The following is a 26,041-nucleotide window of genomic DNA, read 5'->3' as shown; positions in this document are numbered from 1 at the left end:
AGTTCCGACGCATACTGCCTGCCATCTCCCATGGGTCTGGCTCCTCTTCTTGCCAGTCCACGGCTCGAGCAAGCGTCGATCAAAGCCTCAAGGTTAAGGCCAGGCCATCCGGCGCCCCATGAGACGAATCCTAATGTGCTGACTTCGCCTGAGGACAATGCCAGTCTCCCCTACCCCAGGGGTTAACCCTTCGACGGGATAGGAAAGCATTCGGTACGCGCCTACATTCGCCCTACCCCTTTTGCAGCGCGATAACAAGGATTACAAATGCAGCTCGTACGTCCCCCAGCCCTCGGCCGTCGCCTGGCCACGCTCGGCCTGGCCGGGCTCCTCAGCCTCGATGCCGTCGCCGCCGGTGCACCCACCGTGCATTTCTACAACTGGTCCGACTTCCTGGCACCGGAAACGCCCAAGGCCTTCGAGCAGGCCACCGGCACGACCTTGGTGCTGGATGCCTTCGACAACGCCGAAGTCATGGAAAGTAAGCTGATGGCCGGCCATAGCGGGTATGACGTGGTGATGGTGCCCGACGACCTGCTGCCCAACTTCATCAAGGCCGGTGTGCTCGCGCCGCTGGACCTCGCCCAGTTGGGCAACCGCTCGCACCTGGACGAGCAGCTGATGCGCAAGCTCGCCACCAACGACCCGGGCAATCGCTACGCGGTGCCTTACATGTGGGGCACCACCGGTATCGGCTACGACAAGGCTAAGGTGACCCGACTGCTGGGCAAGGACGCGCCGGTGGATTCCTGGGACCTGGTGCTGCGCAAGGAGAACATCGAAAAGCTAAGCGCCTGTGGCGTGGCCATGCTCGATGCGCCGGTGGAGATCCTGCCGATCGCCCTGCACTACCTTGGCCTGCCCGCCAACAGCCGCAACCCGGACGACTACCGCAAGGCCGAGGAACTGCTGCAGGGCATCCGTCCCTATGTGCGCTATTTCGATTCGTCGAAGTTCACCACGGACCTGGCCAATGGCGACATCTGCGTGGTGGTAGGCTGGGGCGGCTCGGTGTACAGCGCCAAGCAGGCGGCCGAGCGGGCCAACAATGGCGTGCAGGTGACCTACAGCATCCCCCGCGAGGGCGCGCCCATGTGGATCAACAACATGGTGGTGCTCAAGGACGCCCCGCACCCCGAACAGGGGCACGCCTTCATCAACTACATGATGCGTCCGGAGGTGGTGGCCAAGTCATCCGACTATGTGGGCTACCCCAACGGCAACAAGGACGCACTGTCCCTGGTCGATCCACGGCTGTTGAAAGACCCGGCGGTCTATCCACCGGCTGAGGTGATGGGCACGTTGTTCACCCTGGAGACGTTGCCGCTCAAATACGAGCGGATGCGCACACGGACCTGGAGCAAGATCAAGAACGGGACCTGATGCGAATCCGCAGGGCAACGCCGTTCCTGCAGAGCGGCTTGAGCCGCGAACCTGTGAAAGGGCCGCAGCGCGGCCCCGAGGGCTCAGATACCGTCGCGCGCCAGGTCCATCGCGAAGTAGGTCAGGATCAGGTCCGCACCAGCACGCTTGATCGAGCCGATGCTCTCACGCACCACGCGGGCTTCGTCGATGGCACCGGCCAAAGCACCGAACTTGATCATCGCGTACTCGCCGCTGACCTGATACGCCGCCAACGGCAAGCGCGAGGCGGCGCGGATGTCGGCAATGACATCCAGGTAGGCACCGGCCGGCTTGACCATCAGCACATCCGCCCCTTCCTGCTCGTCGAGCAACGACTCGCGTACGGCCTCGCGGCGGTTCATCGGGTTCATCTGGTAGCTCTTGCGGTCACCCTTGAGTGCGGTGCCGCCGGCCTCGCGGAACGGGCCGTAGAGCGAGGAAGCGAACTTGGTCGAGTAGGCCATGATCGCGGTGTCATGGAAGCCTGCGCCGTCCAGGGCGCTGCGGATCGCCTGGACCTGGCCGTCCATCGCCGCCGACGGGGCGATGAAGTCGGCACCGGCCGCCGCGGCCACCACCGCCTGCTTGCCCAGGTTGGCCAGGGTGGCATCGTTGTCCACGCCGTGATCGTGCAGCACGCCGCAATGGCCGTGGCTGGTGTATTCACAGAAGCAGGTGTCGGACATCACCACCATTTCCGGCACCGTGTCCTTGCAGATGCGCGCCATGCGCGCCACCAGGCCGTTTTCGTTCCAGGTGTCGCTGCCCGTGGCATCCAGGTGATGCGAAACGCCGAAGGTCATCACCGACTTGATACCGGCACGGGCATAACGCTCGATTTCACGGGCGAGCATCTTCTCAGGAATGCGGTTGACCCCCGGCATGCTGGTGATCGGGACGAAATCATCGATACCCTCTTCGACGAAGATCGGCAGGATCAAATCGTCAAGGCGAAATTCGGTCTCCTGGAACAGCGTACGCAGGGATTCGTTCTGCCGCAGGCGACGAGGGCGGACAGTGGGGAAGTTCGACATTGGAGCTCCAGACAGTTTTGCTTGCTGCCACCTTAAGTCGTAGGGCCGCCACTGAAAAGTCTTGACGCAAAGAATATCTGTTGCGCGCCGGGCAACAAACCGGGGCAGACGGCCTGCGCCGCCCTCCCCGGCGTCCGCTCAGCGACAATCGGTCGCAATCATTTGGCCAGCGGGTACAGCGCCTCGTCGAATTGCGAAAGCTTGGGGAACTCAAGCGGCAGGTCGTCCGACAGGTGCTCCAGGCGCTGCTGGTAGTCGCGCAAAAAGCCCTTGCGTGCTTCATCGCTGATGTAAGGCACGTGCCAGGCCACGAACGGCGGCAGCACCTCCAGCCCCACGTACGCCAAGGTGCCGCGCAGGATCGGCCGGAGCATGTCTTCCAGCGGACCATGAATCGCCCCTTCGCCGAACATGTGCTCGCGCCCGCCAAGGGTCACGGTGACCAGCGCTTTCTTGCCCACCAGCCCGCCTTGGTCGTAGAAACGCTTGCCGCCATAGCACACACCGGACACCAGCACCCGGTCGATCCAGCCCTTGAGCATGGCCGGCGCCGAGAACCAGAAGATCGGGAAGTTGAGCACCAGCAGGTCCGCCCACAGCAACTTGTCCAGCTCGGCCTGGATGTCCGGGGCGATCGAACCGCTCTTGACGCCCAGGCGCTGCTCCAAGGCATAGACCAGGTAGTCGGGGTTTTCGCGTTTGCCGAAGTCCTCGGCGCTGGCCACCGGGTTCCAGCCCATCGCGTACAGGTCGCTGACCTGCACCTGGTGCCCCTGGGCCTTGAAGGTTTCCACCGCCTGGTCACGCAGGGCGGCGGTGAAGGATTGCGGCTCGGGATGAGCGTGGACGATCAGTACATTCATGAAGGTTGTCCTTGCACAGGTTGCAGGTTGGAGTCTCCGGCGCGGCGGGCCAGCAGGCGGTCGAGCCAGTCAGGGTCCATTTCCGGTTCGGAGGAGAACAGCAGCCCGGTGTAGTCGCGATACGGCGGCGAGAAGATGGCCTCGCGGCTGCCGTGATCGACCACTCGGCCGCGTTGCATCACCATCACTTCGTCGGCAATGGCGCGTACCGTGGCCACGTCGTGGGTGATGAACAAGTAGGAAACGCCCAGTTGCCGCTGGATGCGATCAAGCAGCTTGAGCACGCCCTCGGCCACCAGTTGATCGAGGGCCGAGGTGACTTCGTCGCAGATGATCAGCTCAGGCTCGGCCGCCAGGGCCCGGGCGATGCAGATGCGCTGCTTCTGCCCGCCGGATAGCTCGCGGGGCTGGCGGTCCATGTACTTGGCCGGGTCCAGTTCGATCATCTCCAATAGCTCAGCCACGCGCTGGCGCAAGGCCTTGCCCGTGAGGCCCAGGTAGAAGGTCAGCGGACGGCCGATGATGTCGACGATGCGCTGGCGGGGGTTCAAGGCGGTGTCGGGGATCTGGTAGATCATCTGGATCCGCCGCAACTGCTCCTTGCTGCGCTGGCGATAGTCCGCTGGCAGCGCCTGGCCGTCGTACAGCACTTGCCCACTACTGGCCGGCAACAGGCCGGTGATCAGCCGCGCGGTGGTGCTCTTGCCGCTGCCCGACTCGCCGATCACCGCCAGGGTCTGGCCCCGATGCAGCGTGAGCGACACCTCATGCAGCACCGGCTGGGCGCCGTAGCTGGCATTGGCCTTGCGCACCTCAAGCAAGGGCTGGGCCTGGGGTGGGCGCGCTTTGGGCTGGGTGTGGAAACTGCGCACCGCCCATAGCGAGCGGGTGTAGTCCTGGGTGGGGGTTTGCAGCATGGCGCGGGTCTGGGCCTCTTCCACCAGGCTGCCGTGACGCAACACCATGATGCGATCGGCGATCTGGGCTACCAGCGCCAGGTCATGACTGATGTACAGCGCGGCGCTGCCATAGGTGCGCACGGCATCGCGAATGGCCGTCAGCACTTCGATCTGGGTGGTGACGTCCAGGGCCGTGGTGGGCTCGTCGAAGACGATCAGGTCCGGATGACAGGCCATGGCCATGGCGGTCATCACCCGCTGCAGTTGACCACCGGAGACCTGGTGCGGGTAGCGTTGACCGATGTGCTCGGGGTCCGGCAGGCGCAGCACCCGGTACAGCTCCACCGCTTCGGCCTCGGCCTTGGCCCGGTCGATGCCGCCGTTCTTCACCGCCGTCTCGATGTGTTGGTCGATCAAACGATGGGCCGGGTTGAACGATGCTGCCGCGCTCTGTGCCACGTAGGCGATGCGCAAGCCGCGCAGACGGCGCAAGGTCTCGGGCGCTGCGCCCACCAGCTCTTGGCCATCGAAACGCACCGAGCCGCCGCTGATGCGACAGCCGTCGCGGACGTAGCCCATGGCCGCCAGGCCCAAGGTCGATTTGCCCGCCCCCGATTCGCCGATCAGCCCCAGCACCTCGCCTCGCGCCAGGGTCAGGTCGATGCCCTTGATCAGCGGGTGCCAGGCATCGTCGTGGTGGCCGTCGATGCGCAGATTACGGATTTCCAGCAATGATTGGCTCATGTTCAGCACTCCTTGAGGCCACTGGCCGTGTGCAGCACCCAGTCCACGACGAAGTTCACGCTGACGGTGATCAGCGCCACGGCCAGCGCCGGCAGCAGCGGGCTGACGTCCCCGAAGGTGATCAACACGGCGTTGTCGCGCACCATGCTGCCCCAGTCGGCGGTCGGTGGCTGGATACCCAGGCCCAGGAACGACAAGGCACTGATGAACAGAAAGACAAAACAGAAGCGCAGGCCGAACTCGGCGATCAACGGCGCTGCGGCATTGGGCAGCACCTCGCGGCTGACCAGCCACCACAGTCCCTCCCCGCGCAGGCGCGCGGCCTCGACGAAGTCCTGTACCACCACTGTCATTGCCACCGCCCGTGCCAGGCGGAACACCCGGGTGGCATCGAGCAGCGCGATCACCAGCACCAGCGAAGTGGCCGTGGTGCCGACCACGCTCAGGATCAGCAAGGCGAAGATCAACTGCGGGATGGCCATCAACACATCTACCAGGCGCGACAGGCCCTGGTCGATCCAGCCGCCCTTGATCGCCGCGACCAGGCCGCAAAAGCCGCCCACGGCAAAGGCCAGGGCAGTGGTCAGAAAAGCGATCCCCAAGGTATTGCGCGCGCCATAGACCAGACGGCTGAACATGTCGCGACCCAGGTTGTCGGTGCCCAGCAGGAACTGCCCGCCCCAGGGCGCGAAGCCCTCGCCCACCACCTCGGTCTCGCCGAATGGCGCCAGTACCGGAGCAAACAACGCCACCAGCACATACAGGACGATCACCAGCAAACCGAACTTGGCGCTCAGCGGCGCACGCTGCAATTGCTTGAACAGGCTCATCGGCTACCCCTTCGGATGCATCAGGCGCGGATTGCTGGCGATCGACAGCACATCGGCACTGGTGTTGAGCAGAATGTAAGTGGCGGCGAAGATCAGGCTGCAGGCCTGCACCACCGGGATGTCGCGCTTGGCGACAGAATCCACCAGCAGTTGGCCCAGGCCTGGGTAGACGAACACCACCTCGACCACCACCACCCCCACCACCAGATACGCCAGGTTCAACGCCACCACGTTGATGATTGGCGCCAAGGCGTTGGGCAAGGCATGGCGGAAGATGATTCGCGCCGGCGAGATGCCCTTGAGCCGGGCCATCTCGATGTAGGGGCTGGCCAGCAGGTTGATCAGCGACGCACGGGTCATGCGCATCATCTGCGCGACCACCACCAGGGCCAGGGTCAGCACCGGCAGCAACGAGCGCTCCAGCACTTCGCCCAGGGAGGCATCAGGCGACAGGTTGGAAATGCTCGGCAGCCAGGCCAGCTTCACCGCGAACACCAGGATCAGGATGTAGGCGACGAAGAACTCCGGAAACGACACCGCCGTCAGCGCACTGGTGTTGAGCAACCGGTCGAACCAACTGTTGCGGTACAGCGCCGCCAGCATGCCCAATAGCAAGGCCAACGGCACCGAGACCAGCGCCGCCAGCAGCGCCAGGCTGAAGGTGTTGCCCAGTCGCGCGCCGATCAGCTCTGCGATCGGCCGCTGGTTGGCCAGCGACACACCCAGATCACCGTGCAACAGCTGCCAGGCCCAGTGGCCGAAGCGGCTCCAGGCCGGCATGTCCAGCCCCAGTTGTGCCCGCAGCGCCGCGACGGTTTCAGGGGTGGCCGCCTGGCCGAGCATGGCCTGGGCGACATCGCCAGGCAGCATGCCCACGGCCAGGAAGATGATCACCGAGACGGCCAGCAGCGACAGCAGGCCCAAGGCCAGGCGTCGCGCGAGTAATGAACCAAGACTATTCACCATGGGCTCCTCGTGCAGTGACGAAAGGGATCAGGCCTGCCACCAGCGCTCGATCAGCCGCAGGCCATCGAGTTCGCCATAGGGCGCGGTGACCCCGCCGTGGGTGACCCGACGCGAACGCGCCGCCACCGAGCTTGCGAACAGCGGCACGATGGCGCCGCCGTCGTCGCGGCACAGGGCCTGCATTTCGTTGTACATCTCCTGCCGCAGCGGCGCGTTCATCTCGCCACGGGCGGCATTGAGCAGCTGGTTGAAGCGGGCGTTGTCCCAGTGCGTCTCGTTCCAGGCTGCGCCTTTTGCATAGCCGATGCTGAACATGCGGTCGGCGGTCAGGCTGCTGTACCAGAACGAAGTGGTGAACGGCTGCTTCATCCATACGTTGGTGAAGAAGCCATCGGCCGGTTCGCGCACCACATCGATGTCGATACCCGCCTTGCGCGCCTGCTCCTTGAACAGCACCGAAGCGTCCACCGCGCCGGTATAGGCGGCGTCCGAAGCCTGCAAACGCACCTTGAGCGCGTCCAGCCCAGCCTGGCGCAGATGGAAACGGGCTTTGTCCGGGTCGTAGGCGCGCTGTTCGAGCGCCGGGTTGATGAAGCGGCTGCCCGGCTGGATCGGATGGTCGTTGCCGATCTGGCCGTAGCCATGCAGCACTGAAGTCAACAAGGCCTGGCGGTCGATGGCGTACTTGAGCGCCAAACGCACGTCGTTGTTCTTGAACTGGGTGCTGTCGCAGAGCATGGGGAAGGTGTAGTGCTGGGCGCCCTTGGTCTCTTCGATCACCAACTGCGGGTTGCGCTTGAGCAGCGCCACGGTCTTGAGATCGACCTTGTTGATCACGTCCACCTGGCCGGTGACCAGGGCATTGACCCGCGCAGCGCCATCGGCGATGGCCAGCAGTTCGGCGCTGGCAAAATGCGCACGACCGGGCTTCCAGTAGTTCGGGTTGCGCTCCAGGTCCATGCGCACGCCTGGCTCGAAGCGCTTGAGGCGGTAGCCGCCGGTGCCGTTGCCGGAGCGCCAGTCAGCCACACCGTCCTTGGCCGGCATGATCACCAGATGGTAATCGGCGACTACATAGGCGAAGTCGGCATTGCCCGAATGCAGCTCGAACACCACGGTGTCGTTGCCCTGGGCGCGGACCTGGGCGACATCGCCGAGCACGGTCTTGGCCGCCGAGGTGGATTTTTCGCCCAGGTGGTGCTGGATCGAGGCGACCACATCGTTGGCGTCCAGGGTCTTGCCATCGTGGAAGGTGACGCCCTGGCGCAGGGTGAAGGTCCAGACCTTGGCGTCGGGGCTGGACTCCCAGCGCTCGGCCAACTCTGGAATCGCCGTGCCGTCGACGCTGATTTCGCTCAGGGTGTTGTATACGGCCGAGAACCCGACAAACGTAAACGTATCGCTCCACGAGCCTGGGTCGCCGGAATCAGTGGTGCTGCCACCCGCCAGGCCCATGCGCAGGACGCCGCCGGCCTTAGGGGTGCCCTCCTCGGCCCAGCCCGACATCGGCAGGCCCAGCGAGAAGGCGCCGGCGAAGGTGGCCGCCGCCGCGCTGTACTTGAGGAAATCCCGACGCGGCAGGCCGCTATCGGGCATCGCTTGAGTGATCTTGTTCTTGTTATCGCTCATGGCATCGCCTCTGTTGAACCGCCAGGAAAGGTCTTGTTCGTCCGACGACCAAATATTTGTAATTGTCATCGTGACAAATACATTAGACTCAATGCCACGCCCCTGCCAAGTGAGATTTTCACAGGGGTGTAGACTTCGGTTTTTACCCAGGGACCTTTGCCGATGAGCCAGTCGACTCGCCTGATCACCGCCTCGTACATCCTCTCGTTCGTGGCCGCCAACGCACCGCAGAAACTGCGTACGGAGACCATCGCCAAGTGGGTCAAGGTCCATCCGGCACGCGTGCGCAGCCTGGCCTCGCAACTGGTCAAGGCCGACATTCTCAAGTCCTGGCGTGGCGCTCATGGCGGCCTGACCCTGGCCCGCCCGGCCAGCGAAATCACCCTGCGCGAGGTGTACGACGCGGTGCAGGAAAGCTCATTGATCGCCGAGAAGATCGACAACCCGTTTTCCGGGATGGAGGATCACTGCAAGGTGTACGAGGTGTTCACCCGTCTGTTCGCCATGCTCGAGGCGAACATGCGCCTGGATCTGGGGGCGATCACGGCCGATCAATTGTTCGTGGCGTTCGACAGGCCCGTGGAGGATGTGGCGGTGGGGTGATCCTTCCCCTTCGCGTCCTCTTCGCGGGTAAACCCGCTCCCAAAGGTTCACCGTTGCCCTAAAGCAGCGAGGTTGCTGTGGGAGCGGGTTTACCCGCGAATGGGCTGCACAGCAGCCCTCCGGTCTCAGAGCTGAACCGCCTTCACTTCGATGAACTCACCCAACCCCTCCTCGCCCCACTCGCGCCCGTTTCCGGACTGTTTGTAGCCGCCAAACGGTGCCCGGTAGTTGAACCCGCCACCGTTGACGAAGCACTGCCCGGCACGCATCTGTCGGGCCAAGGCCAGCCCACGCTCGCGATCGCCCGCCCATACGGCGCTGGACAAGCCGAACGGCGAGTCGTTGGCCATCGAAATGGCCTGCTGCTCATCGGCATACGGGATCAGGCACAGTACCGGCCCGAAGATCTCTTCCTGGGCGATGCGCATGCGGTTGTCGACATCGGCGAACAGCGTCGGCGCAACGTAGAATCCACGCTCCAGCCCAGGCGCCGAATCACCACCGCACAGCAACCGCGCGCCCTCTTCCTGCCCCAGGCGGATGTAGTCGAGCACCGTGCGCCGCTGCCCTGCCGAACACATCGGCCCCAGAAAACTCTGCGGATCACGCGGATCGCCCATGACCAGCGCACGCGTCTCGGCCAAGGCGATCTCCAAGGCCTCGGCGTAGCGCTCGACCGGCAGCAGCATGCGGGTCAACGCCGTGCACGTCTGCCCGGAGTTGATCATCACGTCCTGCACGCCATGGCGCACCGCCGCTTCCAGGTCGGCGTCGGCGGTGATCAGCAGCGGCGACTTGCCGCCCAGTTCGAGGCATACCCGCTTGACCGTCGGCGCCGCCGCCTGGGACACCCGCACCCCAGCGCCGGTAGAGCCGGTGAATGACACCATGTCCACCTGCGGATGCCGCGCCAGCGCCTCGCCCACCTTCGACCCCGGCCCGCTGACCAGGTTGAACACCCCGGCCGGCAGCCCAATGGCGTCGATCATCTCAGCCAGCAAGAAGGCGTGCAGCGGCGTCTCCTGGCTCGGCTTGACCACCACCGTGCAACCGGCAGCCAAGGCCGGTGCCAGCTTGCCGATCATCTGGTGCAGCGGGTAGTTCCACGGGTTGATGAAGGCACACACGCCCACCGCCTCGCGGTACACCAGCGAGTTACCGACTTCACGCACCTCATCCATCAAGCCAGCCAGTTCGACATACTGCTCCAGCCCTTCGACAGGCCCGTCGACCTGCACCATCTGGCACCACTGCACCGGCATGCCCAGTTCGCTGGTGATCACATCGGCCATTTCTCCGGCCCGCGCACGCAATTGCTCGGCCAAGGCACGGATATAGCCTGCACGCCGGCTCGATGGCGTATGCGACCACTCAGCGAACGCCCTTCGCGCCGCATTCACCGCCCGCTCCACATCCTGCTCGTCACCCAGCGGCACACGGCCGATGGCAACTTCGCTGGCCGGGTCGATGACCTCGGCCATCCCCTGCCCGCTCGGCACCTGCCAGGCGCCGTCGATGTACAGCCGCGCGTACTCACGCATGGGTCTGCTCCTTCATCAGTTCGGCGGCGCACCGGGCGATGCGTCGGCACGCCTCTTCCAGCGCCTGTGCACCGACCACCAGGCCAAGGCGGATATGCCCGGCAGCGCTCGGGCCGAAGGCCTCGCCCGCCAGTACCGATACACCCTGACTATCCAGCAGGCGGTCGGCGAAGGCCTGGGCACTGAGGCCGGTTTCGCGGATATCGACCATCACGAACATGCCCCCATCAGGCTTGAGCGCCTTGATGCCCGGGCAACCAGCCAGACGCTCGCAGACCAGGTCACGGCGCTGGCGGTACGCCAGGCGCATTGCCTCAAGCTCCGGCAGCTGTTGCTCCAGTGCCGCCACCGCAGCGTCCTGGATGAAGTCGGGGGAGCCGTAGAGCATGCACAGGGCCAGATTTTCCAGATGGCCCGCCAGCGCGGTCGAACCCACCACCCAGCCCACCCGCCAGCCGGTCATCGCGTGCGACTTGGACAGGCTGTTGAGGGTCGCCGTGCGTTCGGCCATGCCCGGCAGGCTGCCGGGGCTGACATGCTCGCCGTCATACAAAAGCTCGCTGTACACCTCATCGGAGATCAGCCACAGGTCATGGGCGATGCACAGCTCGGCCAGCGCCTCCCAGGTGGCGCGCGGCAGGCTCGCGCCCGAAGGGTTGTGCGGGCTGTTCAGTGCCAAGGCACGGGTACGCGGGGTGATACGTGCCGCCACATCCTCGGGGCACACGCGGAACCCGTTCTCAGGCTTGACCGGCACCGGCACCACCGTCGCGCCACAGGCGCCGAACACGGCCTCGTAGGTCACGTACATGGGTTCGGCGACGATCACCTCGTCGCCTGGATCGAGCACGCACTGGGCCACGCAGAACAACGCGCACTGCGCACCGGCCAGCACCGTGACCTGGTCGGCGCTCACCGCCTGGCCGCTGCGTTGCTGGTGGCGACGGGCAATGGCCTGGCGCAGGGCCAGCTTGCCGCGTACATCCGAATAATGGGTGTGGCCATCGCGCAGGCTATCGATGGCCGCCTCGACGATGGGCGCCGGCGTGTCGAAATCCGGATCTCCCACCGACAGCAACAGGACGTCCTTGCCCTCGGCCTGCATCGCCAGGGCGCGGTAGTGGATGTCCCAGGCGGCGGCGCCGTCGCCGGCGATGCGTTGGGTCAGCTTGGCAAAGCGCATGAGCGTCTCCTATGAAGGCGTCAGTCGACGAGGATCTTCGGGTTGGCACTGCCCCAGACCGTGTAGAGGTCGGCCAGCAGCGCGTCATTGATTTCTTCCATTTCGCTCTGGGTGATTTCACCGCCCGCCTGCTTGCCGAACAGCACCACCTCGTTGCCGTTCTTGACGTCAGGGAAATCGGTGACATCCACCATCAGGGTGTTCATCGACACCTTGCCTACCACCGGCACACGGTGACCGTTGATCAGCACATGGCCTTTGTTGGTGAACACCCGGCGATAGCCATCGGAGTAGCCGACGGTGATGTTGGCCAGGCGCGAATCGCGGCTCAGGGTGAAGGTGCGGTCATAGCCGACGGTGTTGCCGGCCGGGTAACTGTGCACAGCCGCCACGCGGGACTTGAACTGCATGGCGCGGCGGTACTCGGTGTGGCTGGGCACGGTGTCGCCGAACAGCGCGCCGCCGGTGCGTACCATGTCCAGGCGCGCTTCGGGCACCTCCAGGGTGGCGAAGGAGTTGGCCGCGTGCAGGGTCAGCTTGCGGCGGTCGAGCTTGGCATGCTTGATCAGCCAGTCGCTCTGCTCCTTGAAGGCGGCCAGGCCCTTGCGCACGTCGTCCTTGTCTTCGACGGCGAAGTGGGTCATCAGCGCGACCAATTCCAGGTTCGGCTGCTCGGCGATCTCCAGTGCTTCACCACGGCCCGACCAACTGGCCATTTCCACGCCGTTGCGGCTCATCCCGCTGGAGTTCAGGGCCAGGTGGATACGCAGGGTCTTGCCGTGGCGCTGGGCGATCGCCGCCACCTGGCGGGCGAACTCGGCGCTGCCGACCAACTCGTCCATGTTGTACTGCAAGGCGTCTTCCACCTCGCTCACGCTGGCCAGGCGCACCCGCACCAGTTGCCCTTTGAAGCCGCTGGCACGGACCACACGGGCTTCCTCGTTGCTCGCCACCGCCACGCACGGCACATCCAAGGCGATGATCGAAGGCATTACCAAGCCGATACCGTGGCCATAGGCGTCAGCCTTGAGCACCGCGCACAGCTTGGATTTACCGTTCAGTTCTGCCTGCAGGGTCCGGATGTTGTGTTCGATGGCGCTCTTGCTGATCTCGACCCAGGCGTTACTGTTCTGGATGGTCAGGGCGTTGATGCCGTTGTCCATCGACAACGGCGGTGCGGCGTACAGCGGGGCCTGGGCGGCCAGCAGGGCCAGGGAGGCGGCAAGAAGGGTACGACGGAATGGCATCATGCTTGTTCTCTATTTGTTGTCCTGAAGGTGCGGTCAACGGGCACAGGCGTGCTTGAGTTCGATGAAGGTCACGCCTGGCGTGGCAAATCCGTCGACCAGATCCGATTGCAACTCGTCCAGACTGCGCGGCTGGCGCACGGCGCACCCAAAGGCGCGGGCCAGGCCGATGAAGTCCGGGTTGCGTGGCAATACGCCAATCGGTTCGATGTCCAGGCCCTGCATGTCGTCACGAATCTGCCCCAAGGCGTCGTTGTTCCACAGCAGCACCACCAGCGGGCGGTCGAGCTCTTCGACGGCGGTGGCCAGTTCCTGGGCGGTATAGAGGAAGCCGCCATCACCCACCAGCACCAGGCCCGGGCGGTCTTCGGTGGCGAACATACCGCCGATGCCGGCCGGCAGGCCGTAGCCCAGGGTGCCGTAGCCGGTCGGGTGCAGCCAGCTGCGCGGTGCCCGGCTGGTGAAGGCGTAGTTCCCGGTGTAGGCGAGTTGGGTCATGTCGGTGCTGATGAAGGCGTTTTCCGGCAGTGCGGCGGCGATGCGGTCGAGAATCGCCTGGTGAATCGCCTGCAGCGGCGCATGCCCTGCCCGGATCGCCTGGCGCAGGTTGTTGACGGCCGCGATGGCGGCACCGGCATCGCGGGTGGCCTGCGGCAGATGCACCAGCAGGCTGGCCAGGGTCTGCCGGGCATCGCCGTGCAGGGCAATCGCGCAGGGGTAGAAGTCGTTGAACTTGCGTGGGTCGATGTCCACCCGCAGCAGTTCGCCGGCCAATGGCAGACGTTCACGCCAGAAATCGGTATCGGCCATCTCGGTGCCTACCGCCAGTACCACATCGGCCTCGCCGATCATTTGCCAGCCCGGCTCGACGCACAGGCTGGCACCGGCATTGAGCGGCGCCTGCGGGGCCAGCAGGCCCTTGCCGGCGACACTGGTGAACACCGGTGCGGCCAGGCGCGTACTCAGTTGCGCGAGCTCAGCCGCCGCGTGCAAAGCGCCACCGCCCGCGATGATCATCGGCCGCTTGGCGTTGGCCAGCTTGACGGCAGCCTGCTGCAGACTGTCGCGATCCGGCAGGCCGCGCCCCGGGCGGCGCACCACGTCATTGCTCCAGTCGCGGGTGACCGGCGCGGCCAGCACATCCAGCGGCACCGAGATGTGCACCGGACGCGGACGCTCGCTGTCGAACACCGCCCAGGCACGGGCGATCAGCTCCGGCAGGTCCTCGGTGCTCAGCGCCACGGCGGAGAATGCGGTGATCGGCGCGGTCATGGCGCGCTGGTCCTGGGTCTCGTGCAGACAGCCCCAGCCTTTGCCCAGGCTTGCGGTGTGGTTGACGCTGGAAATCACCAACATCGGGATGGAATCGGCGTAGGCCTGGCCGATGGCGGTGGCGGCGTTGGTCACACCAGGGCCGGTGATGACGAAGCACACTCCCGGCTTGCCACTGACCCGCGCATAGCCGTCGGCCATGAAGCCCGCGCCTTGTTCATGGCGGGTCAGCACATGGCGGATGCCGCTGCCCGGCAGCCCCCGGTACAGCTCCAGGGTGTGCACCCCGGGGATACCGAACACCGTGTCGACCCCATAGTTGCTCAACAGCCGTACCAGGGCTTGGCCGCCGGTCATAGGACGTTCATGCATGTTGTTCTCCTTGCGCCTGGCCGAGGCGGATCAGCGCGTCGACCGCGGTGGTGCCTTGGGCACCGACCATCAATGGGTTTACGTCGAGCTCCAGCAACTGGCCGGCGTTTTCGCAGGCGTAGTCGGCCACCGCGCGGATCGCCGCCACCAAGGCGTCGAGATCGGCGGCCGGGCGGCCACGGAAACCTTGCAACAGGCCGGCGCTGCGCAGGCCCAGCACGGCGTTGCGGATGGCGCCGTCGGTGGTCGGCAGCAGCAGGTTGACGCTGTCCTTGAGCAATTCCACCAGCACCCCACCGGCACCGATCACCAAGGCCAGGGCAAAATCGTTCTCGCGCTTGATGCCGACGATCAGCTCGGCCAACGGCGCCTGGGCCATGGGCTCGAGCAACACCTGGTCGAACGGCACGCCAGGGGCGTAGGCCGCGATGCGCCCGTGCATCTGCTCGAGCGCCGCTTGCAGGGCGTCGGCATCGCGCAGGTTGAGGGCCACCGCGCCGGCTTCGGTCTTGTGCGGCAATTGTGCGCTGACCGCCTTGAGCACCAGCGGGTAGCCGACGCGTGCGGCATCCTTGAGCGCCTGCTCGGGCGTGCTCAGCACACCGCCAGGTACCGGCAGGCCAAAGGCACGCAGCGCCTGCTTGGATTGCCATTCATCGAGCAGTTGCGCCTGGCCACCCAGGGCCTGCGGGCACAGTGGCACCAAGGCCGACTCGCCCAGCTCCAGCAAGCGCTGGCGGTTGCGCTGGTAGGCAACGATCCGCCCCCAGGCCGCCAAGCCATCTTCCACGCCCTGCAATGCGGCGATGCCTCGCGCATGCAGGCGTTCACGTGCGCTGGCCGGCAGCAGCTCAGGGAAGGCCGAAGTGACGAAGCCGATCTTGCCGTGGCGCTGCAAGGCATCGCAGTACAGCCCCAGCAGCAGGTCGCACTCCTTGCGCTCGCCGGTGAACTCCGCCGGGTAATCCAGCACCAGCATGGCCGCATCGGCATCGGTTTGCAGGGCGCTGTCGAGCATGCGCTCGAGCGCCGCGCCATCGCCCCAGATCGCCGTGGTGAAGTCCAGTGGGTTGACCAGGTTGGCGTAGGCCGGCAGCACCTGGGCCAACTCATCCACCTGCATTTGCTCAAGCTTGGGCAAGGCCAGGTGGTTGCGCTCGGCGTAGTCGGCGATCAGGCCCGCATCGCCTCCAGAGCACGCCAGGGCGATCAATCGGCCATCCTGGGGCAAGTGGCCGCAGGCGGCCGCCTTGAGGGTTTCGGCAAAACTGACCGGGCCGCTCACGCGGATCACGCCCAGGCGCTGGAACAGGCTGTCGTACAGGGCATCGGAGCCCGACAGCGAGCTGGTGTGGCTCAGGGCGAGCTCGGCGCCGATCTGCGACACGCCGGTCTTCAAAGCGATGATCGGGATGCCCCGCTCCAACGCCTTGTGTGCGGCACGGGCAAAGCCCGGCACGTTCTTCAGGCCTTCCAGGTGCAGGCCGATGGCGGTAACGCGAGGGTCATCGAGCAGCACGTCCATCAGCTCGGCCACGCCCAACTGCGCCTGGTTGCCCACCGAGGCCATGTAGGCCACCGGCAGCGAGCGGTCGCTCATGGACAGGTTGTAGGCGAAGTTGCCGCTCTGGGTGAGGATCGCCACGCCCTTCTCTACCTGTTTGCCTCCATGGGCAACCGGCCACAGGGCTGCGCCATGCAGGTAATCGAGCAGGCCATAGCAGTTAGGGCCGAGCAAGGCCATGGAGCCGGCCGCCTCGAGCAGGCGCTGTTGCAGCACGCGCCCTTGCTCGCCGCTCTCGGCAAAGCCTGAGGCGTAGCAGATGGCGCCACCGGCGCCGATCGCGGCCAGGTCCTTGACGCATTGCAAGGTCAGGTCACGGTTGGTGGCGATGAACACCGCGTCCGGCCCACAGGGCAACTCGGCCACACTGGGCACGCACGGTACGCCATCGAGGCTTTCATGCTGTGGGTTCACCAGCCACATCTGGCCGGCGAAGCCGCCTTCGGCGCAGCGCTTGAGCGCCCGCGCCATGCTGCGCCCGCCGACGAAGGCCAGGTGCCGAGGCGCCAGCAGGCGCTTGAGGTTGTCACGAATCGAGTGCGACATGGGCAATCTCCAGGCCGATCAGCGCAGCAGTGGACGCAGCAGTTCGCGGGAAATGATGTGTCGCTGGATTTCGGATGTGCCCTCCCAGATCCGCTCGATCCGCGCGTTACGCCAGATGCGCTCGACCGGTCCCTCGTCCATCAGGCCCATGCCACCGAAGATCTGCACCGCCTCGTCAGCCACCTTGCCCAGCACTTCACTGGCGAACAGCTTGGCCATGCCGGCCTCGCCGTCGGTCATGCTGCCTTGGTCCATCTTCCAGGCGGTGTGCAGGGTCAGCAGTTCCGCGGCGCGGATCTGGGTGGCCATGTCGGCGAGCTTGAACGACACGCCCTGGTAGCTGCCGATGGCCTGGCCGAACTGCTTGCGGTCGGCGGACCACTGCAGGGAAAGGTCAAGGGCGCGCTGGGCCTGGCCCACGCAGTTGGCGGCCACCATCACCCGACCTGCGGTGAGCCAGGCGTTGGCCACCTCCCAGCCTTTGTCCACCTCGCCCAGCACCTTGCTGGCCGGCACGCGGCAGTCGTCGAAGAACAGCTCGTAGGTGTGGTAGCCACGGTTGCTCACGCACTTGGGGCCACGGCGGATGGTCATGCCTGGCGTACCGCGGTCGACCAAGAAGGCCGTCACGGCATTGCGCTTGCGGCCGTTGTGTTCGTAGGTGTCGGTGACCGCGAAGACGATGGCGAAGTCGGCGTGGCCGGCGTGACTGATGAAGTGCTTGCTGCCATTGATGACGAAGTCGTCACCGTCGCGTACAGCGCGGGTCTTGATGGCATTGGCGTCGGAGCCGGCGCCCGGCTCGGTGAGGGCGAAGCAATCGATCTTCTCGCCTTGCACGCACGGCAGCAGGTAGTCGTTGATCTGCTCGTCCTTACAGGCCATGAGGATCTTTGAGGGGCGCGCCACGAACACGTGCAAGGCCCAGGAAACCTTGGACAACTCACGCTCGATCAGCGCCTGGGACAGATAATCCAGGCCACCGCCGCCGACTTCCTCGGGCATGTTGAAGGCATAGAACCCAGCCGCGATCGCTTTGCCGCGGATCTGCGCCGCCAGCTCCGGCGACACCGCATCGGCGCGGTCCACCTCTTCCTCATAGGGCAGCAGCTCTTTGGTCACGAAGCTGCGTACCGCTTCCACCAACATTTCTTGTTCTTGGGTCAGTTGGAAATTCATCTGGAATCGTCCTGAAGAAGGTCGTGTAAGGGGTTATTTACCAACGAATTCTGGCGCGCGTCGTTCGACCGAAGCCCGTAGCGCCTCGGCGCCGTCCTGGCTGCGCCCGCACAGCAGGCCTGCGGCAAGCTCGGCTTCCAGCTGCTCGCTCAAGGTGCGCTGGGCTCCGTCACGGATCAGGCGCTTGGTCTGGGCGTAGGCGAAAGTCGGCCCCTTGGCCAGGCGAGCGGCCAGTTCGGCAGTGACGGTCGGCAACTGGTCATCGGCGCACACCTCACTCACCAGTCCGGCAGCCAGGGCGCGCTCGGCGCCCCAAAGCTCGTCCAGGAACAACAAACGCTTGGCCTGCTCGGTACCGATCAGCCGTGGCAAGTGCCAGCTGGCACCGGCGTCCGGGCTGTAGGCCATGCTGGTGTAACCGGCCTTGAAGCGCGCCGAGGCGGCGGCGATACGCAGGTCGCAGCACAGGCTCAGGTCCATCCCGGCGCCGACGGCGGTGCCGTTGATGGCGGCGATGGTGGGTTTGTCCAGGCTGTGCAGACGCTGCATCAAGGCGTGGGCGGTCTCGGTCCAGCCGTAGCTTTCCAGGGCACCGCGGGCTTCGGCCTCGGCCCACTCGGCCAGGTCCGCGCCTGCGCAGAAGCTGCGCCCAGTGCCGGTCAGCACCACCACCCGCACGGCCGGATCGGTGTTGAAGGCTTCCAGCAGTGCGTGCAGTTGCTTGAGGCTGGGGATGTGAAGCGCGTTGCGTTGCTCGGGGCGGTTCAGGGTGATCCAGGCAACGCCGGCTTCGACCTTGCTCAGCAGTGAGGACGGGCTAGTCATGGGAGGCCTCGATATTGTTGTTGGTGGGTATGAGGGGGACGACTTGGGAGAGATACTAAACAAGTGTTCAACAAGACGGCAATCGGGGCCTGAGTTACTGTAACAACTCAATAAAGCGCTATATCTAATTGTTTTATAAGAGTATTTCTCCAACAGAAAAGGCTTTGATGCGTCGGCTGTTACAACTTCGCACAACTACGGTTTTGCACTGACGGCGCCAAAGCATTCGCGGGTAAGCCCGCTCCCACAGGGCTTGTGCAACACCCTGCAGGAGCGGGCTTACCCGCGAATAGGCACCGCCACTGTCACGTCATACGCCAGGCGCGCTCGGCTCGAAGGCCCCCTGCCGACGACGGTTGATCAGGAAGTACGCCGCGTAGCACACGGCAATGAAGCCAAAGCCCCAGTACAGCGACGGACGCTGGGTCTCGTCCAAGGCCAGGAACACGAACAACGAACTGCACAAGGTGATGCACAGCAGCGGCACCAGGGGGTACAGCGGCGCGCGGTACTTGAGCTCCTCAAGCTTGCCGCCATCACGCAGGAAGGCTTTGCGGAAGCGGTACTGAGCCAGGGCAATGACGATCCAGGTCACGGTGCCGGACATTCCGCTCACCGCCATCAACACCATGAACAGGGTGTCGGCGGCGACGAAACTGGTCATCAGCGAGATCAAAGCGAAGCACAAGGTGATGCTCAGCGCCCGCAGCGGCACGCCGCGCTTGCTAAGCGGCGACAGGCTCTTGGGCGCCATGCCGGTCTTGGACATGGCCCAGAGGATACGCGTGGAGGCATACAGCCCCGAGTTACCCACCGACAGGATCGCGGTGAGGATCACAAAGTTCATCAGGTCCGCCGCGTAAGGGATACCGACCATGTCGAACACTTGCACGAACGGGCTTTCCATCAGGCCGGCCTGCTCGTGCGGCACGATGGCCGAGAGCACGGCGATGGCCAGCACATAGAAGATCAGGACGCGGAACACCACGTTGCGCACAGCGCGAGGGATGCTCTTTTCCGGATGCTCGGTCTCGCCCGCGGCCACGCCCATGATCTCGCAACCCTGGAAGGCGTACACCACGGTCATCATGACCGCGAACACCGCCGACAGCCCATGGGGGAACAGCGAATCGCCAATGAGGTTGTCGAGCATCGGGGCCGGCGCCCCATTGTTCAGCGGGATGCCGCCGAAGATCACCAACAGGCCGATCACGATAAAGCCCAGGATGGTCGCGACCTTGATGCCCGAGAACCAATACTCGGCCTCACCGAAGGCGCGGGTGGCCAGGGCATTGAGCCCGAACAGCACGGCGACGAACAGCGCCGACCAATACCAGATCGGCACCTCGGGGAACCAACGGGTCATCAGCATGCCGGCGGCGGTGAACTCAAGGCCCACGGTGGTGGCCCAGCTCATCCAGTACACCCAGCCGATCATGAACCCCGTGGCCGGGCCGATGAACTTGGTGGCATGGGCCTGGAACGAACCGGACACGGGCATCTGCACCGACAGCTCGCCCAAGCAGACCATGACCAGGTACATCAGAAGGCCCGCGACCAAATAAGCCAGGATCGCCCCCATCGGGCCGCCCTGGTTGATCGTGACCCCCGAGCCCATGAACAGGCCGGTGCCGATCACCCCGCCCAGCGACAGCATGAAGATGTGCCGGCTCTTGAGCGCACGGGTCAGTTGGATGCCTTTGCGGTCAGTGGATTCAGACATGGCGCACCTCGACCTGGCAGGCGCGCTGGGCGGGAAGACAATTCAGGAGGTCTTGAGCTTTACGGCATTTCATTATTCTTATCTCCAATAAGCCTCATGGACCGTGTGGAGCACGGTTGCCATCGATTATTGGAAACGGATGTAAGGTGCCGTTGTACGGACGGATCGAAGATGTAAAAAGTCGTAACTTTTTTGTACGTCAGCCCTGGATCAGCTGTTCCAAGGTGGTGCGGGCCAGGCGGATCTGCTCGGCCAGCGGTTCGCTCAAGGCTTCGAATGCCCCAGCATCTCCCTTCAACCCGACGTTCTCCAGGTGTCGTAACGTCGTCGCCAGGCCCGCAAAGCCCAACGAATCGCAGCTGCCCGCCAGACGATGGGTCAAGTGGACCACCTCTGTGCAGTCACCTGCCTTCAGCGCCTCCCCCAGCGCCGCCTCGTGCTGATCGATCGCCTGGCGCAGAACCACGAGCAGACCTTGCAGTTTCTGCTCGCCCAGCAACGTGCGGTGGGTCTGCAGCAAGGCCCAGTCCATCGACGCCTCAGGCACTTGTGCGTCCACCACCGGCGTCAGGTCAACCAGGGCCTCGCGCAGGCTGTCCAGCTTCAAGGGCTTGGCCAGCACGCCCTGCATCCCGGCCTCCAGGTAACCGGGCACCTGCGCCGGCTGCACACCGGCGGTCAAAGCCAGGATGCGCGTCTCACGGTTGAGCCCTGGCGTAGCGCGGATGAGGCGGCACAATTCCACCCCGCTCATCCCAGGCAGGTGCACGTCCAGCAGGATCAGGTCGAACCGGCACTCGGCGCACGCTTGAAGGGCTTGCTGGGCATGCTCGGCGAAACTGACTTGGTGGCCATCTCGGGTGAGCAACCCCCCGGCGACTTCTCGGTTCAGCGCCACGTCCTCGACCACCAGAATTTTCAGTGGTGACAGGACCTGGCGTACCGGCGCCTGAGTTTGAGGCTGGCGGCCACATGCCAGGTCCAGCTCGAACCAGAAGCAGCTGCCCTGCCCCTCGACGCTGTCCAGGCCGATGCGCCCGCCGAGTTTCTTCACCAGGTGCTTGCAGATCGCCAGGCCAAGGCCGGTACCGCCGTAGCGCCTGGCCACGGCTTCGCTGGCCTGGGTGAAACGATCGAAGATCTTCGCCTGCATGGCCGGGGCGATGCCGATGCCATCGTCACTCACGTTCACCCGCACCCGTTGCAGGTCCATCCGCGGCTCCAGCACCTGCACCTGCAGCGTGACCTGCCCGTGTTCGGTGAACTTGATGGCGTTGGCCAACAGATTGCTCAGTACCTGGCGCAGGTACTGTTCGGCGCCGTGCTGGAACTCGGCCAGCTGTTCGTCGATGTGGCAGTGCAGGCGGTTGCCGTTGTCGACAGCCCTGGGCTCGAGCAGGGTCATGACTTCCTGGCACAACTGGCGCAGGGAGAAGTCGACCATTTCCGGACGGCTCTCGCCTTCTTCCAGGCGAGCGAAATAGAGCACTTCGTTGAGAATCGCCAGCAATCCCTCGCCGGCCTTGTACAACGCTTCCAGGCGCTCGCGGTCACGCAGCGCCAGGCTGCCGCCGCGCAGCAGCTCGGCCATGCCCAGGATGCCATTGAGCGGCGTGCGCAGTTCATGGCTCATGGTCGCCAGGAACCTGGACTTGGCCAGGTTGGCCGCCTCCGCCTCGTCCTTGGCCCTGGCCAGGCTCGCGGTGCGCCGCTCGACCATCGCCTGTAGCTCGTCGCGCTTGTCCTGCAAGGCCAGGCGATCCAATTCGCGGCGCTCGATGTCCCGCAGGATGGCCCGGCGCATGTCATCCAGGGCATGGGCCACGGTGTCGATCTCGTCCGGACGGGCCGAGCGGCGCCGGGCCAGGCGCAGCGGTTCCTGCCACTGCCCCGCACCGATACGCCGTGCGAATTCGGCCATCACTTGCAGGTGGCGCGTCACCAGGCGGTAGAACAGCCCGGACAGCGCCACCGCAAGGCCGCAGAGGAACACGCCCATCCACAACAGGCTGGTCAGCCCCGTGGCAAACAATCGCCGATGCACAGCGCCCAGGTCGATGCTGACCTCCAGCTCGCCCAAGTGCCGCGCAGGCCCGGACGGCGGTTGGTAATCCAGGGCGAAACGTTCGATGCGCAGCGGCCCCTTGGGCGTGGCGTCGCCGCGCAGCAGCCTGAAGTCTTCGCTGATCAGCCGCACCCGCGCCACGTCGGAAAAGTCCACCAACCCCCGCAGTTGCACGTCCAGTTGCGCCTCGTCCAGATCCCACAGGCTGCGCTCCAGGCTCGCCAGGTAGCCGGCGCGGATCAACGCCATGCGCGCCTCGATGTCGCGCATTTCCCGGCGGTACTCGAAGTACAGCTGGACGGAGCTTGCCAGCACGGTAAAGCACAGGCTGAACAGAAAGATGAACAGCAGCAGGCGGCGCAGCAGGCCGTCGGTGTGCAGGCGGATCATCGGGCGTCCACCGGCAGGTTGATCATGTCGCGGTAAGTCACTTCGCTCTGCTCCAGCCAACGCTGGATTTCGCCAGCCTCGGTCATCTTGCGCAACTGCTGGTCGATGGCATCCATGCGCCGGCTCAAAGGGGAATGTCGCGAAACCGCAACGCGCAGATAATCCACGCTCAGTGCGGTGGGCAAGGCGTGGATATCCTTGGCCCCAGGCAGGTGCTCCACGAACAGCTGGCCGGTACGCCGCTCCTGGATCACGAAGTCGATACGACCACGGATCAGCTTGCCGAAGTTCTGCTGGCTGGAGGACACCCATTCGATGTTCTGGTGCCGCGCCACGAAACGGTCGAACTCAGGCCCATAGCTTTCGCCGTAGAGCAGACCGCCCCGGTAGCCGGCCAGGTCGTCCAGGTGCTCGAAGCGCACCGGCCGGCGCTGATTGACGAACACCGCCACCTCCTCGCGCAGCACCGGCACCGTGGAAAAGCGCATGCTCTGGTCGCGCTGGTCGCTGTTGTAGGCCAGCACCACATCGACCCGCCCTGCGGCGGCGTCCATCAGGCAGCGCTTCCAGTTGCCCAGCACAACGATCTCGACCTCGTAGCCCAAGCGCCCGAGCAGCTCGCGCACCACGGTGGGTGCCAGGCCTCGGACCTGGCGGCCATCGCTCCAGGAAATCGGCGGGTACACCGGGTAGTCGCAGTAGCGGATGCGCTCGCCGGCCACACCGTGCAGGCTCACCAGCATCAGGGCCAGGGCGCACAGGCGGCCCATGGACGTCACGCCGCCACGCTGGCGGTGAACAGGTAACCGGTGCCGTGGATGGTGATGATCAGGTGCGGCTCGGCCGGATCGTCATGCAACTTGCGCCGCAGACGGCCGACCAGCACGTCGATGGAGCGGTCGTTGGGCACCCACTCGCGATTGCGGATCTGGTCCATCAATTGGTCGCGGGTCAGGGTATGGCCGCTGTTGCGCAGGAACACACTGAGCAGTTGGAACTCGCCGTGCGTGAGCAGGGTTTCGGCGCCGCGCGGGTCGATCAGGCGACGGCGATCGGTATCGAGCGCCCAATCGGCAAACTGCTTGAGCGACTGCACGCAGGCCGGCGCAGGCTTGGCGACACGAGCGTGGCGCACGCGGCGGATGAGGTTCTTGGCGCGCGAGACCAGCTCGCGTGGGTTGAGGGGTTTGATCACATAGTCGTCGGCGCCGCATTCCAGGCCGACGATACGGTCGATGTCGTCGTTGCGACCGGTGATCAGGATGATGCCGACTTCCGAGCGCACCCGCAGTTCGCGGGTCAGCGTCAGACCGTCCTTGCCCGGCAGGCGAATGTCGAGCAGCACCAGATCGACATCCTGGCTGGCGAGGAAGGCATCGGCCTGTTCGGCGGTGTCGGCACAGTGGACGTCGTAGCCTTCCTGGGACAGGTAGGCGTGCAGCAAGTCGCGAATAATCGGATCGTCATCGACGATCAGTACCCGAGGCGTCATTGCGTGTTGTCTCTTTTTTATAGGTGTTGTTCATCGAACCCGCGCCCGCAGCGTACTCGTTACTGAACAGGCGATCAACAGCCCCCACTTACACTGAAGCGACGTCGACCGCCTGCCTGGAGACCATCGACCCAGGCCTCGCAGATCAACACCCCCTGTTCCGGCGAGAACGTCCCCGGGTTGAGGCCGGATTCCAACCACAAACCGTCGAGCAGTGCACTGAGGCTGATGGCCGCAAGGTCCGCATCGAAGCCTTCCCAGCCCTCCTCCGTGGCCAGTGACGCCAGCAGTTGGCTCAGTTCGTTGCGGTATTCACCGTAGGAATGGTCGTGCACCTGGTTGATCGCCTCGGCGGTCTTGACCGCGCCCCAGAATGCCAGCCAAGCGTCGAGCAGCTTGGGGTCCAGTACGTCCGATCCGAACGATGCGCGAAAGAACGCCGACAGCCGCTCGCGGGCATTGGGCGCGGCCTTGGCCATGGCCTCGCGCAACAGGCCCATGACCCGCCCGGTGACCGCCATGTAGGCATCGGCCACCAGTTCATCCTTGCCCGAGTAGTGGTGGCTGATCAGCCCCACCGACACCCCTGCCTCGGCGGAGATCTTGCGGATCGACGCGCCCTGGAAGCCATGGCGTTTCAGGCACACCAAGGTCGCCTCCACCAGATTGGCCTTGCGCAGTTCCGGCAGCATGCGGTTGTAACGGGCTTCCTGACTCATCGGTGCTCCTGGAGAAAAACAGCGTTATCGAGTTGGCACGCGCCTTTGGCAGCGGCGACTTTCATTCTCTGTGCGCCAGGGCGACTGGGGCTCCCACAAGGGGACTAGTCTGGCTGAACGACTGTACAACAAGCCAAGCACCGTGATAAACCCTCACGGCGCCCTCGCGCCAAGACCCCGATTCCAACAACAAAAGCGGCTGCCATGAACGACCTGATCACACGCGAGCTGGACCAAGGCCTGTTGACCCTGACCTTCAACCGCCTGGACAAGCTCAACGCCCTGAACATCGCCATGTACGAGCAGCTCGCCGAGCGGCTGCTGGCGGCTGACGAAGACCCGCAGGTGGACGTCATCCTGCTCACCGGCGGCCCGCAATGCTTCAGCGCCGGTAATGACCTGCGCGACTTTCTCGATAACCCGCCACGTGACCGGGACAGCCCGGTGTTTCACCTGATGCGTGTGGTCATGGGTGTGAAGAAACCACTGATCGCCGCCGTCAACGGCGCGGCCATCGGCATCGGCAGCACCCTGCTGCTGCACTGTGACCAGGTGCTGGTCAGCCGCTCGGCCAAACTGCGCATGCCTTTCGCACCGCTAGGGGTGTGTCCGGAATTCGGCTCCAGCCTGCTGCTGCCTCGCCTGCTCGGCCATGCCCGCGCCGCTCGCCTGCTGCTGGCCAATGAACTGCTGTCCGGCGAGCAGGCCGTGGACTGGGGCTTGGCCAACGAACTGCACGAAGACGGCGAGCAATGCCTGGCGGCGGCGCGGAAGCTTGCCCGGCGCCTGCAAGCGATGCCCCGTGAGTCACTGCTCATCAGCAAGCGCCTGATCAAAGAGGCCCATCGCGCCGAACTTGAGGCCACAGTCGAGCGTGAAAGCCAACTGTTCGTCGAACGCCTGCAAACCCCTGAAGCCAAGGCCGCCTTGCGCGCCCTGCTCAAGGACTGA

21 protein-coding genes are annotated in these 26,041 nt (G+C 64.9%); 3 read left to right on the top strand and 18 right to left on the bottom strand.

The annotated features are described in order from the left end of the window. The first annotated feature begins 267 nt into the window (after positions 1–267). On the top strand, positions 268–1,383 hold the full coding sequence (locus DQ397_RS12295) for a polyamine ABC transporter substrate-binding protein (protein WP_052352496.1): 1,116 nt from the start codon (positions 268–270) through the stop codon (positions 1,381–1,383). Positions 1,384–1,466: 83 nt separating this feature from the next. Here the strand turns inward: DQ397_RS12295 and hemB are convergent, their stop codons facing one another. From hemB to DQ397_RS12265, 6 genes are all read right to left on the bottom strand, one after another. After that, a complete protein-coding gene (hemB, locus tag DQ397_RS12290; protein ID WP_043213955.1) occupies positions 1,467–2,438 on the bottom strand; it encodes a porphobilinogen synthase in 972 nt (323 codons plus the stop codon). A 158-nt stretch (positions 2,439–2,596) separates the two neighbouring features. Further along, entirely contained in the window at positions 2,597–3,301 is a 705-nt protein-coding gene (locus tag DQ397_RS12285; protein WP_043213957.1) for an NAD(P)H-dependent oxidoreductase, read from the bottom strand. Next, the gene (locus DQ397_RS12280; RefSeq protein WP_148921554.1) at positions 3,298–4,944 is read right to left on the bottom strand and encodes an ABC transporter ATP-binding protein; all 1,647 of its coding nucleotides are present in this window, start codon (positions 4,942–4,944) and stop codon (positions 3,298–3,300) included. The genes DQ397_RS12285 and DQ397_RS12280 overlap by 4 nt, the downstream gene beginning before the upstream one ends. A gap of 2 nt (positions 4,945–4,946) precedes the next feature. Next, complete coding sequence (locus tag DQ397_RS12275) at positions 4,947–5,774, bottom strand: ABC transporter permease (RefSeq protein WP_043210859.1); 828 nt, start codon at positions 5,772–5,774, stop codon at positions 4,947–4,949. A 3-nt stretch (positions 5,775–5,777) separates the two neighbouring features. After that, a complete protein-coding gene (locus DQ397_RS12270) occupies positions 5,778–6,740 on the bottom strand; it encodes an ABC transporter permease (RefSeq protein WP_232111562.1) in 963 nt (320 codons plus the stop codon). Between the two features lie 27 nt (positions 6,741–6,767). Then, positions 6,768–8,369: an ABC transporter substrate-binding protein gene (locus DQ397_RS12265; RefSeq protein WP_043210857.1), complete on the bottom strand. Its 1,602-nt coding sequence runs from the start codon at positions 8,367–8,369 to the stop codon at positions 6,768–6,770. A 162-nt stretch (positions 8,370–8,531) separates the two neighbouring features. Between DQ397_RS12265 and DQ397_RS12260 the strand changes: the two genes are divergently transcribed. Further along, positions 8,532–8,972: an Rrf2 family transcriptional regulator gene (locus DQ397_RS12260; RefSeq protein WP_043210854.1), complete on the top strand. Its 441-nt coding sequence runs from the start codon at positions 8,532–8,534 to the stop codon at positions 8,970–8,972. 125 nt (positions 8,973–9,097) lie between these two features. Here the strand turns inward: DQ397_RS12260 and DQ397_RS12255 are convergent, their stop codons facing one another. From DQ397_RS12255 to DQ397_RS12200, 12 genes are all read right to left on the bottom strand, one after another. Beyond that, positions 9,098–10,513, bottom strand: a complete 1,416-nt coding sequence (locus tag DQ397_RS12255; RefSeq protein ID WP_043210852.1) for an aldehyde dehydrogenase family protein — start codon at positions 10,511–10,513, stop codon at positions 9,098–9,100. Then, positions 10,506–11,696, bottom strand: coding sequence for a pyridoxal phosphate-dependent aminotransferase (locus tag DQ397_RS12250; protein WP_043210850.1), 1,191 nt, complete (start codon positions 11,694–11,696; stop codon positions 10,506–10,508). Before DQ397_RS12250 ends, DQ397_RS12255 begins: the two co-directional genes overlap by 8 nt. Positions 11,697–11,716: 20 nt before the next feature. Then, on the bottom strand, positions 11,717–12,943 hold the full coding sequence (gene alr, locus DQ397_RS12245) for an alanine racemase (RefSeq protein WP_043210868.1): 1,227 nt from the start codon (positions 12,941–12,943) through the stop codon (positions 11,717–11,719). A 36-nt stretch (positions 12,944–12,979) separates the two neighbouring features. Continuing rightward, entirely contained in the window at positions 12,980–14,587 is a 1,608-nt protein-coding gene (locus tag DQ397_RS12240) for a 5-guanidino-2-oxopentanoate decarboxylase (RefSeq protein ID WP_043210847.1), read from the bottom strand. After that, on the bottom strand, positions 14,580–16,697 hold the full coding sequence (locus DQ397_RS12235) for an acetate--CoA ligase family protein (protein ID WP_043210845.1): 2,118 nt from the start codon (positions 16,695–16,697) through the stop codon (positions 14,580–14,582). Before DQ397_RS12235 ends, DQ397_RS12240 begins: the two co-directional genes overlap by 8 nt. Positions 16,698–16,715: 18 nt before the next feature. Then, positions 16,716–17,876 carry an acyl-CoA dehydrogenase family protein gene (locus tag DQ397_RS12230; RefSeq protein ID WP_043210842.1) on the bottom strand — a complete coding sequence of 387 codons (1,161 nt, stop codon included), beginning with the start codon at positions 17,874–17,876 and terminating at the stop codon, positions 16,716–16,718. Between the two features lie 33 nt (positions 17,877–17,909). Beyond that, a complete protein-coding gene (locus DQ397_RS12225) occupies positions 17,910–18,701 on the bottom strand; it encodes an enoyl-CoA hydratase/isomerase family protein (protein WP_043210840.1) in 792 nt (263 codons plus the stop codon). A 310-nt stretch (positions 18,702–19,011) separates the two neighbouring features. Further along, on the bottom strand, positions 19,012–20,424 hold the full coding sequence (locus tag DQ397_RS12220; protein WP_043210838.1) for an amino acid permease: 1,413 nt from the start codon (positions 20,422–20,424) through the stop codon (positions 19,012–19,014). A 199-nt stretch (positions 20,425–20,623) separates the two neighbouring features. Next, a complete protein-coding gene (locus DQ397_RS12215) occupies positions 20,624–22,879 on the bottom strand; it encodes a hybrid sensor histidine kinase/response regulator (protein WP_043210836.1) in 2,256 nt (751 codons plus the stop codon). Then, a complete protein-coding gene (locus DQ397_RS12210) occupies positions 22,876–23,649 on the bottom strand; it encodes an ABC transporter substrate-binding protein (RefSeq protein WP_043210834.1) in 774 nt (257 codons plus the stop codon). The genes DQ397_RS12215 and DQ397_RS12210 overlap by 4 nt, the downstream gene beginning before the upstream one ends. 5 nt (positions 23,650–23,654) lie before the next feature. Continuing rightward, on the bottom strand, positions 23,655–24,371 hold the full coding sequence (locus DQ397_RS12205) for a response regulator (RefSeq protein ID WP_043210832.1): 717 nt from the start codon (positions 24,369–24,371) through the stop codon (positions 23,655–23,657). 74 nt (positions 24,372–24,445) lie between these two features. Then, positions 24,446–25,090, bottom strand: coding sequence for a TetR family transcriptional regulator C-terminal domain-containing protein (locus DQ397_RS12200; protein WP_043210829.1), 645 nt, complete (start codon positions 25,088–25,090; stop codon positions 24,446–24,448). A 204-nt stretch (positions 25,091–25,294) separates the two neighbouring features. Between DQ397_RS12200 and DQ397_RS12195 the strand changes: the two genes are divergently transcribed. Beyond that, positions 25,295–26,041 carry an enoyl-CoA hydratase gene (locus DQ397_RS12195; RefSeq protein ID WP_043210827.1) on the top strand — a complete coding sequence of 249 codons (747 nt, stop codon included), beginning with the start codon at positions 25,295–25,297 and terminating at the stop codon, positions 26,039–26,041.

Source organism: Pseudomonas sp. CK-NBRI-02 (assembly GCF_008124495.1).
In the GTDB taxonomy this organism is placed as follows: domain Bacteria; phylum Pseudomonadota; class Gammaproteobacteria; order Pseudomonadales; family Pseudomonadaceae; genus Aquipseudomonas; species Aquipseudomonas guariconensis.
This window is presented reverse-complemented; position numbering and strand designations above follow the sequence as displayed.

What these genes read in the sequence shown, in the direction of transcription:
- DQ397_RS12295 (WP_052352496.1), top strand. Translation starts at nt 268, where the DNA reads ATGCAGCTCGTACGTCCCCCAGCCCTCGGCCGTCGCCTGGCCACGCTC.
- hemB (WP_043213955.1), bottom strand. Translation starts at nt 2,438, where the DNA reads ATGTCGAACTTCCCCACTGTCCGCCCTCGTCGCCTGCGGCAGAACGAA.
- DQ397_RS12285 (WP_043213957.1), bottom strand. Translation starts at nt 3,301, where the DNA reads ATGAATGTACTGATCGTCCACGCTCATCCCGAGCCGCAATCCTTCACC.
- DQ397_RS12280 (WP_148921554.1), bottom strand. Translation starts at nt 4,944, where the DNA reads ATGAGCCAATCATTGCTGGAAATCCGTAATCTGCGCATCGACGGCCAC.
- DQ397_RS12275 (WP_043210859.1), bottom strand. Translation starts at nt 5,774, where the DNA reads ATGAGCCTGTTCAAGCAATTGCAGCGTGCGCCGCTGAGCGCCAAGTTC.
- DQ397_RS12270 (WP_232111562.1), bottom strand. Translation starts at nt 6,740, where the DNA reads ATGGTGAATAGTCTTGGTTCATTACTCGCGCGACGCCTGGCCTTGGGC.
- DQ397_RS12265 (WP_043210857.1), bottom strand. Translation starts at nt 8,369, where the DNA reads ATGAGCGATAACAAGAACAAGATCACTCAAGCGATGCCCGATAGCGGC.
- DQ397_RS12260 (WP_043210854.1), top strand. Translation starts at nt 8,532, where the DNA reads ATGAGCCAGTCGACTCGCCTGATCACCGCCTCGTACATCCTCTCGTTC.
- DQ397_RS12255 (WP_043210852.1), bottom strand. Translation starts at nt 10,513, where the DNA reads ATGCGTGAGTACGCGCGGCTGTACATCGACGGCGCCTGGCAGGTGCCG.
- DQ397_RS12250 (WP_043210850.1), bottom strand. Translation starts at nt 11,696, where the DNA reads ATGCGCTTTGCCAAGCTGACCCAACGCATCGCCGGCGACGGCGCCGCC.
- alr (WP_043210868.1), bottom strand. Translation starts at nt 12,943, where the DNA reads ATGCCATTCCGTCGTACCCTTCTTGCCGCCTCCCTGGCCCTGCTGGCC.
- DQ397_RS12240 (WP_043210847.1), bottom strand. Translation starts at nt 14,587, where the DNA reads ATGCATGAACGTCCTATGACCGGCGGCCAAGCCCTGGTACGGCTGTTG.
- DQ397_RS12235 (WP_043210845.1), bottom strand. Translation starts at nt 16,697, where the DNA reads ATGTCGCACTCGATTCGTGACAACCTCAAGCGCCTGCTGGCGCCTCGG.
- DQ397_RS12230 (WP_043210842.1), bottom strand. Translation starts at nt 17,876, where the DNA reads ATGAATTTCCAACTGACCCAAGAACAAGAAATGTTGGTGGAAGCGGTA.
- DQ397_RS12225 (WP_043210840.1), bottom strand. Translation starts at nt 18,701, where the DNA reads ATGACTAGCCCGTCCTCACTGCTGAGCAAGGTCGAAGCCGGCGTTGCC.
- DQ397_RS12220 (WP_043210838.1), bottom strand. Translation starts at nt 20,424, where the DNA reads ATGTCTGAATCCACTGACCGCAAAGGCATCCAACTGACCCGTGCGCTC.
- DQ397_RS12215 (WP_043210836.1), bottom strand. Translation starts at nt 22,879, where the DNA reads ATGATCCGCCTGCACACCGACGGCCTGCTGCGCCGCCTGCTGCTGTTC.
- DQ397_RS12210 (WP_043210834.1), bottom strand. Translation starts at nt 23,649, where the DNA reads ATGGGCCGCCTGTGCGCCCTGGCCCTGATGCTGGTGAGCCTGCACGGT.
- DQ397_RS12205 (WP_043210832.1), bottom strand. Translation starts at nt 24,371, where the DNA reads ATGACGCCTCGGGTACTGATCGTCGATGACGATCCGATTATTCGCGAC.
- DQ397_RS12200 (WP_043210829.1), bottom strand. Translation starts at nt 25,090, where the DNA reads ATGAGTCAGGAAGCCCGTTACAACCGCATGCTGCCGGAACTGCGCAAG.
- DQ397_RS12195 (WP_043210827.1), top strand. Translation starts at nt 25,295, where the DNA reads ATGAACGACCTGATCACACGCGAGCTGGACCAAGGCCTGTTGACCCTG.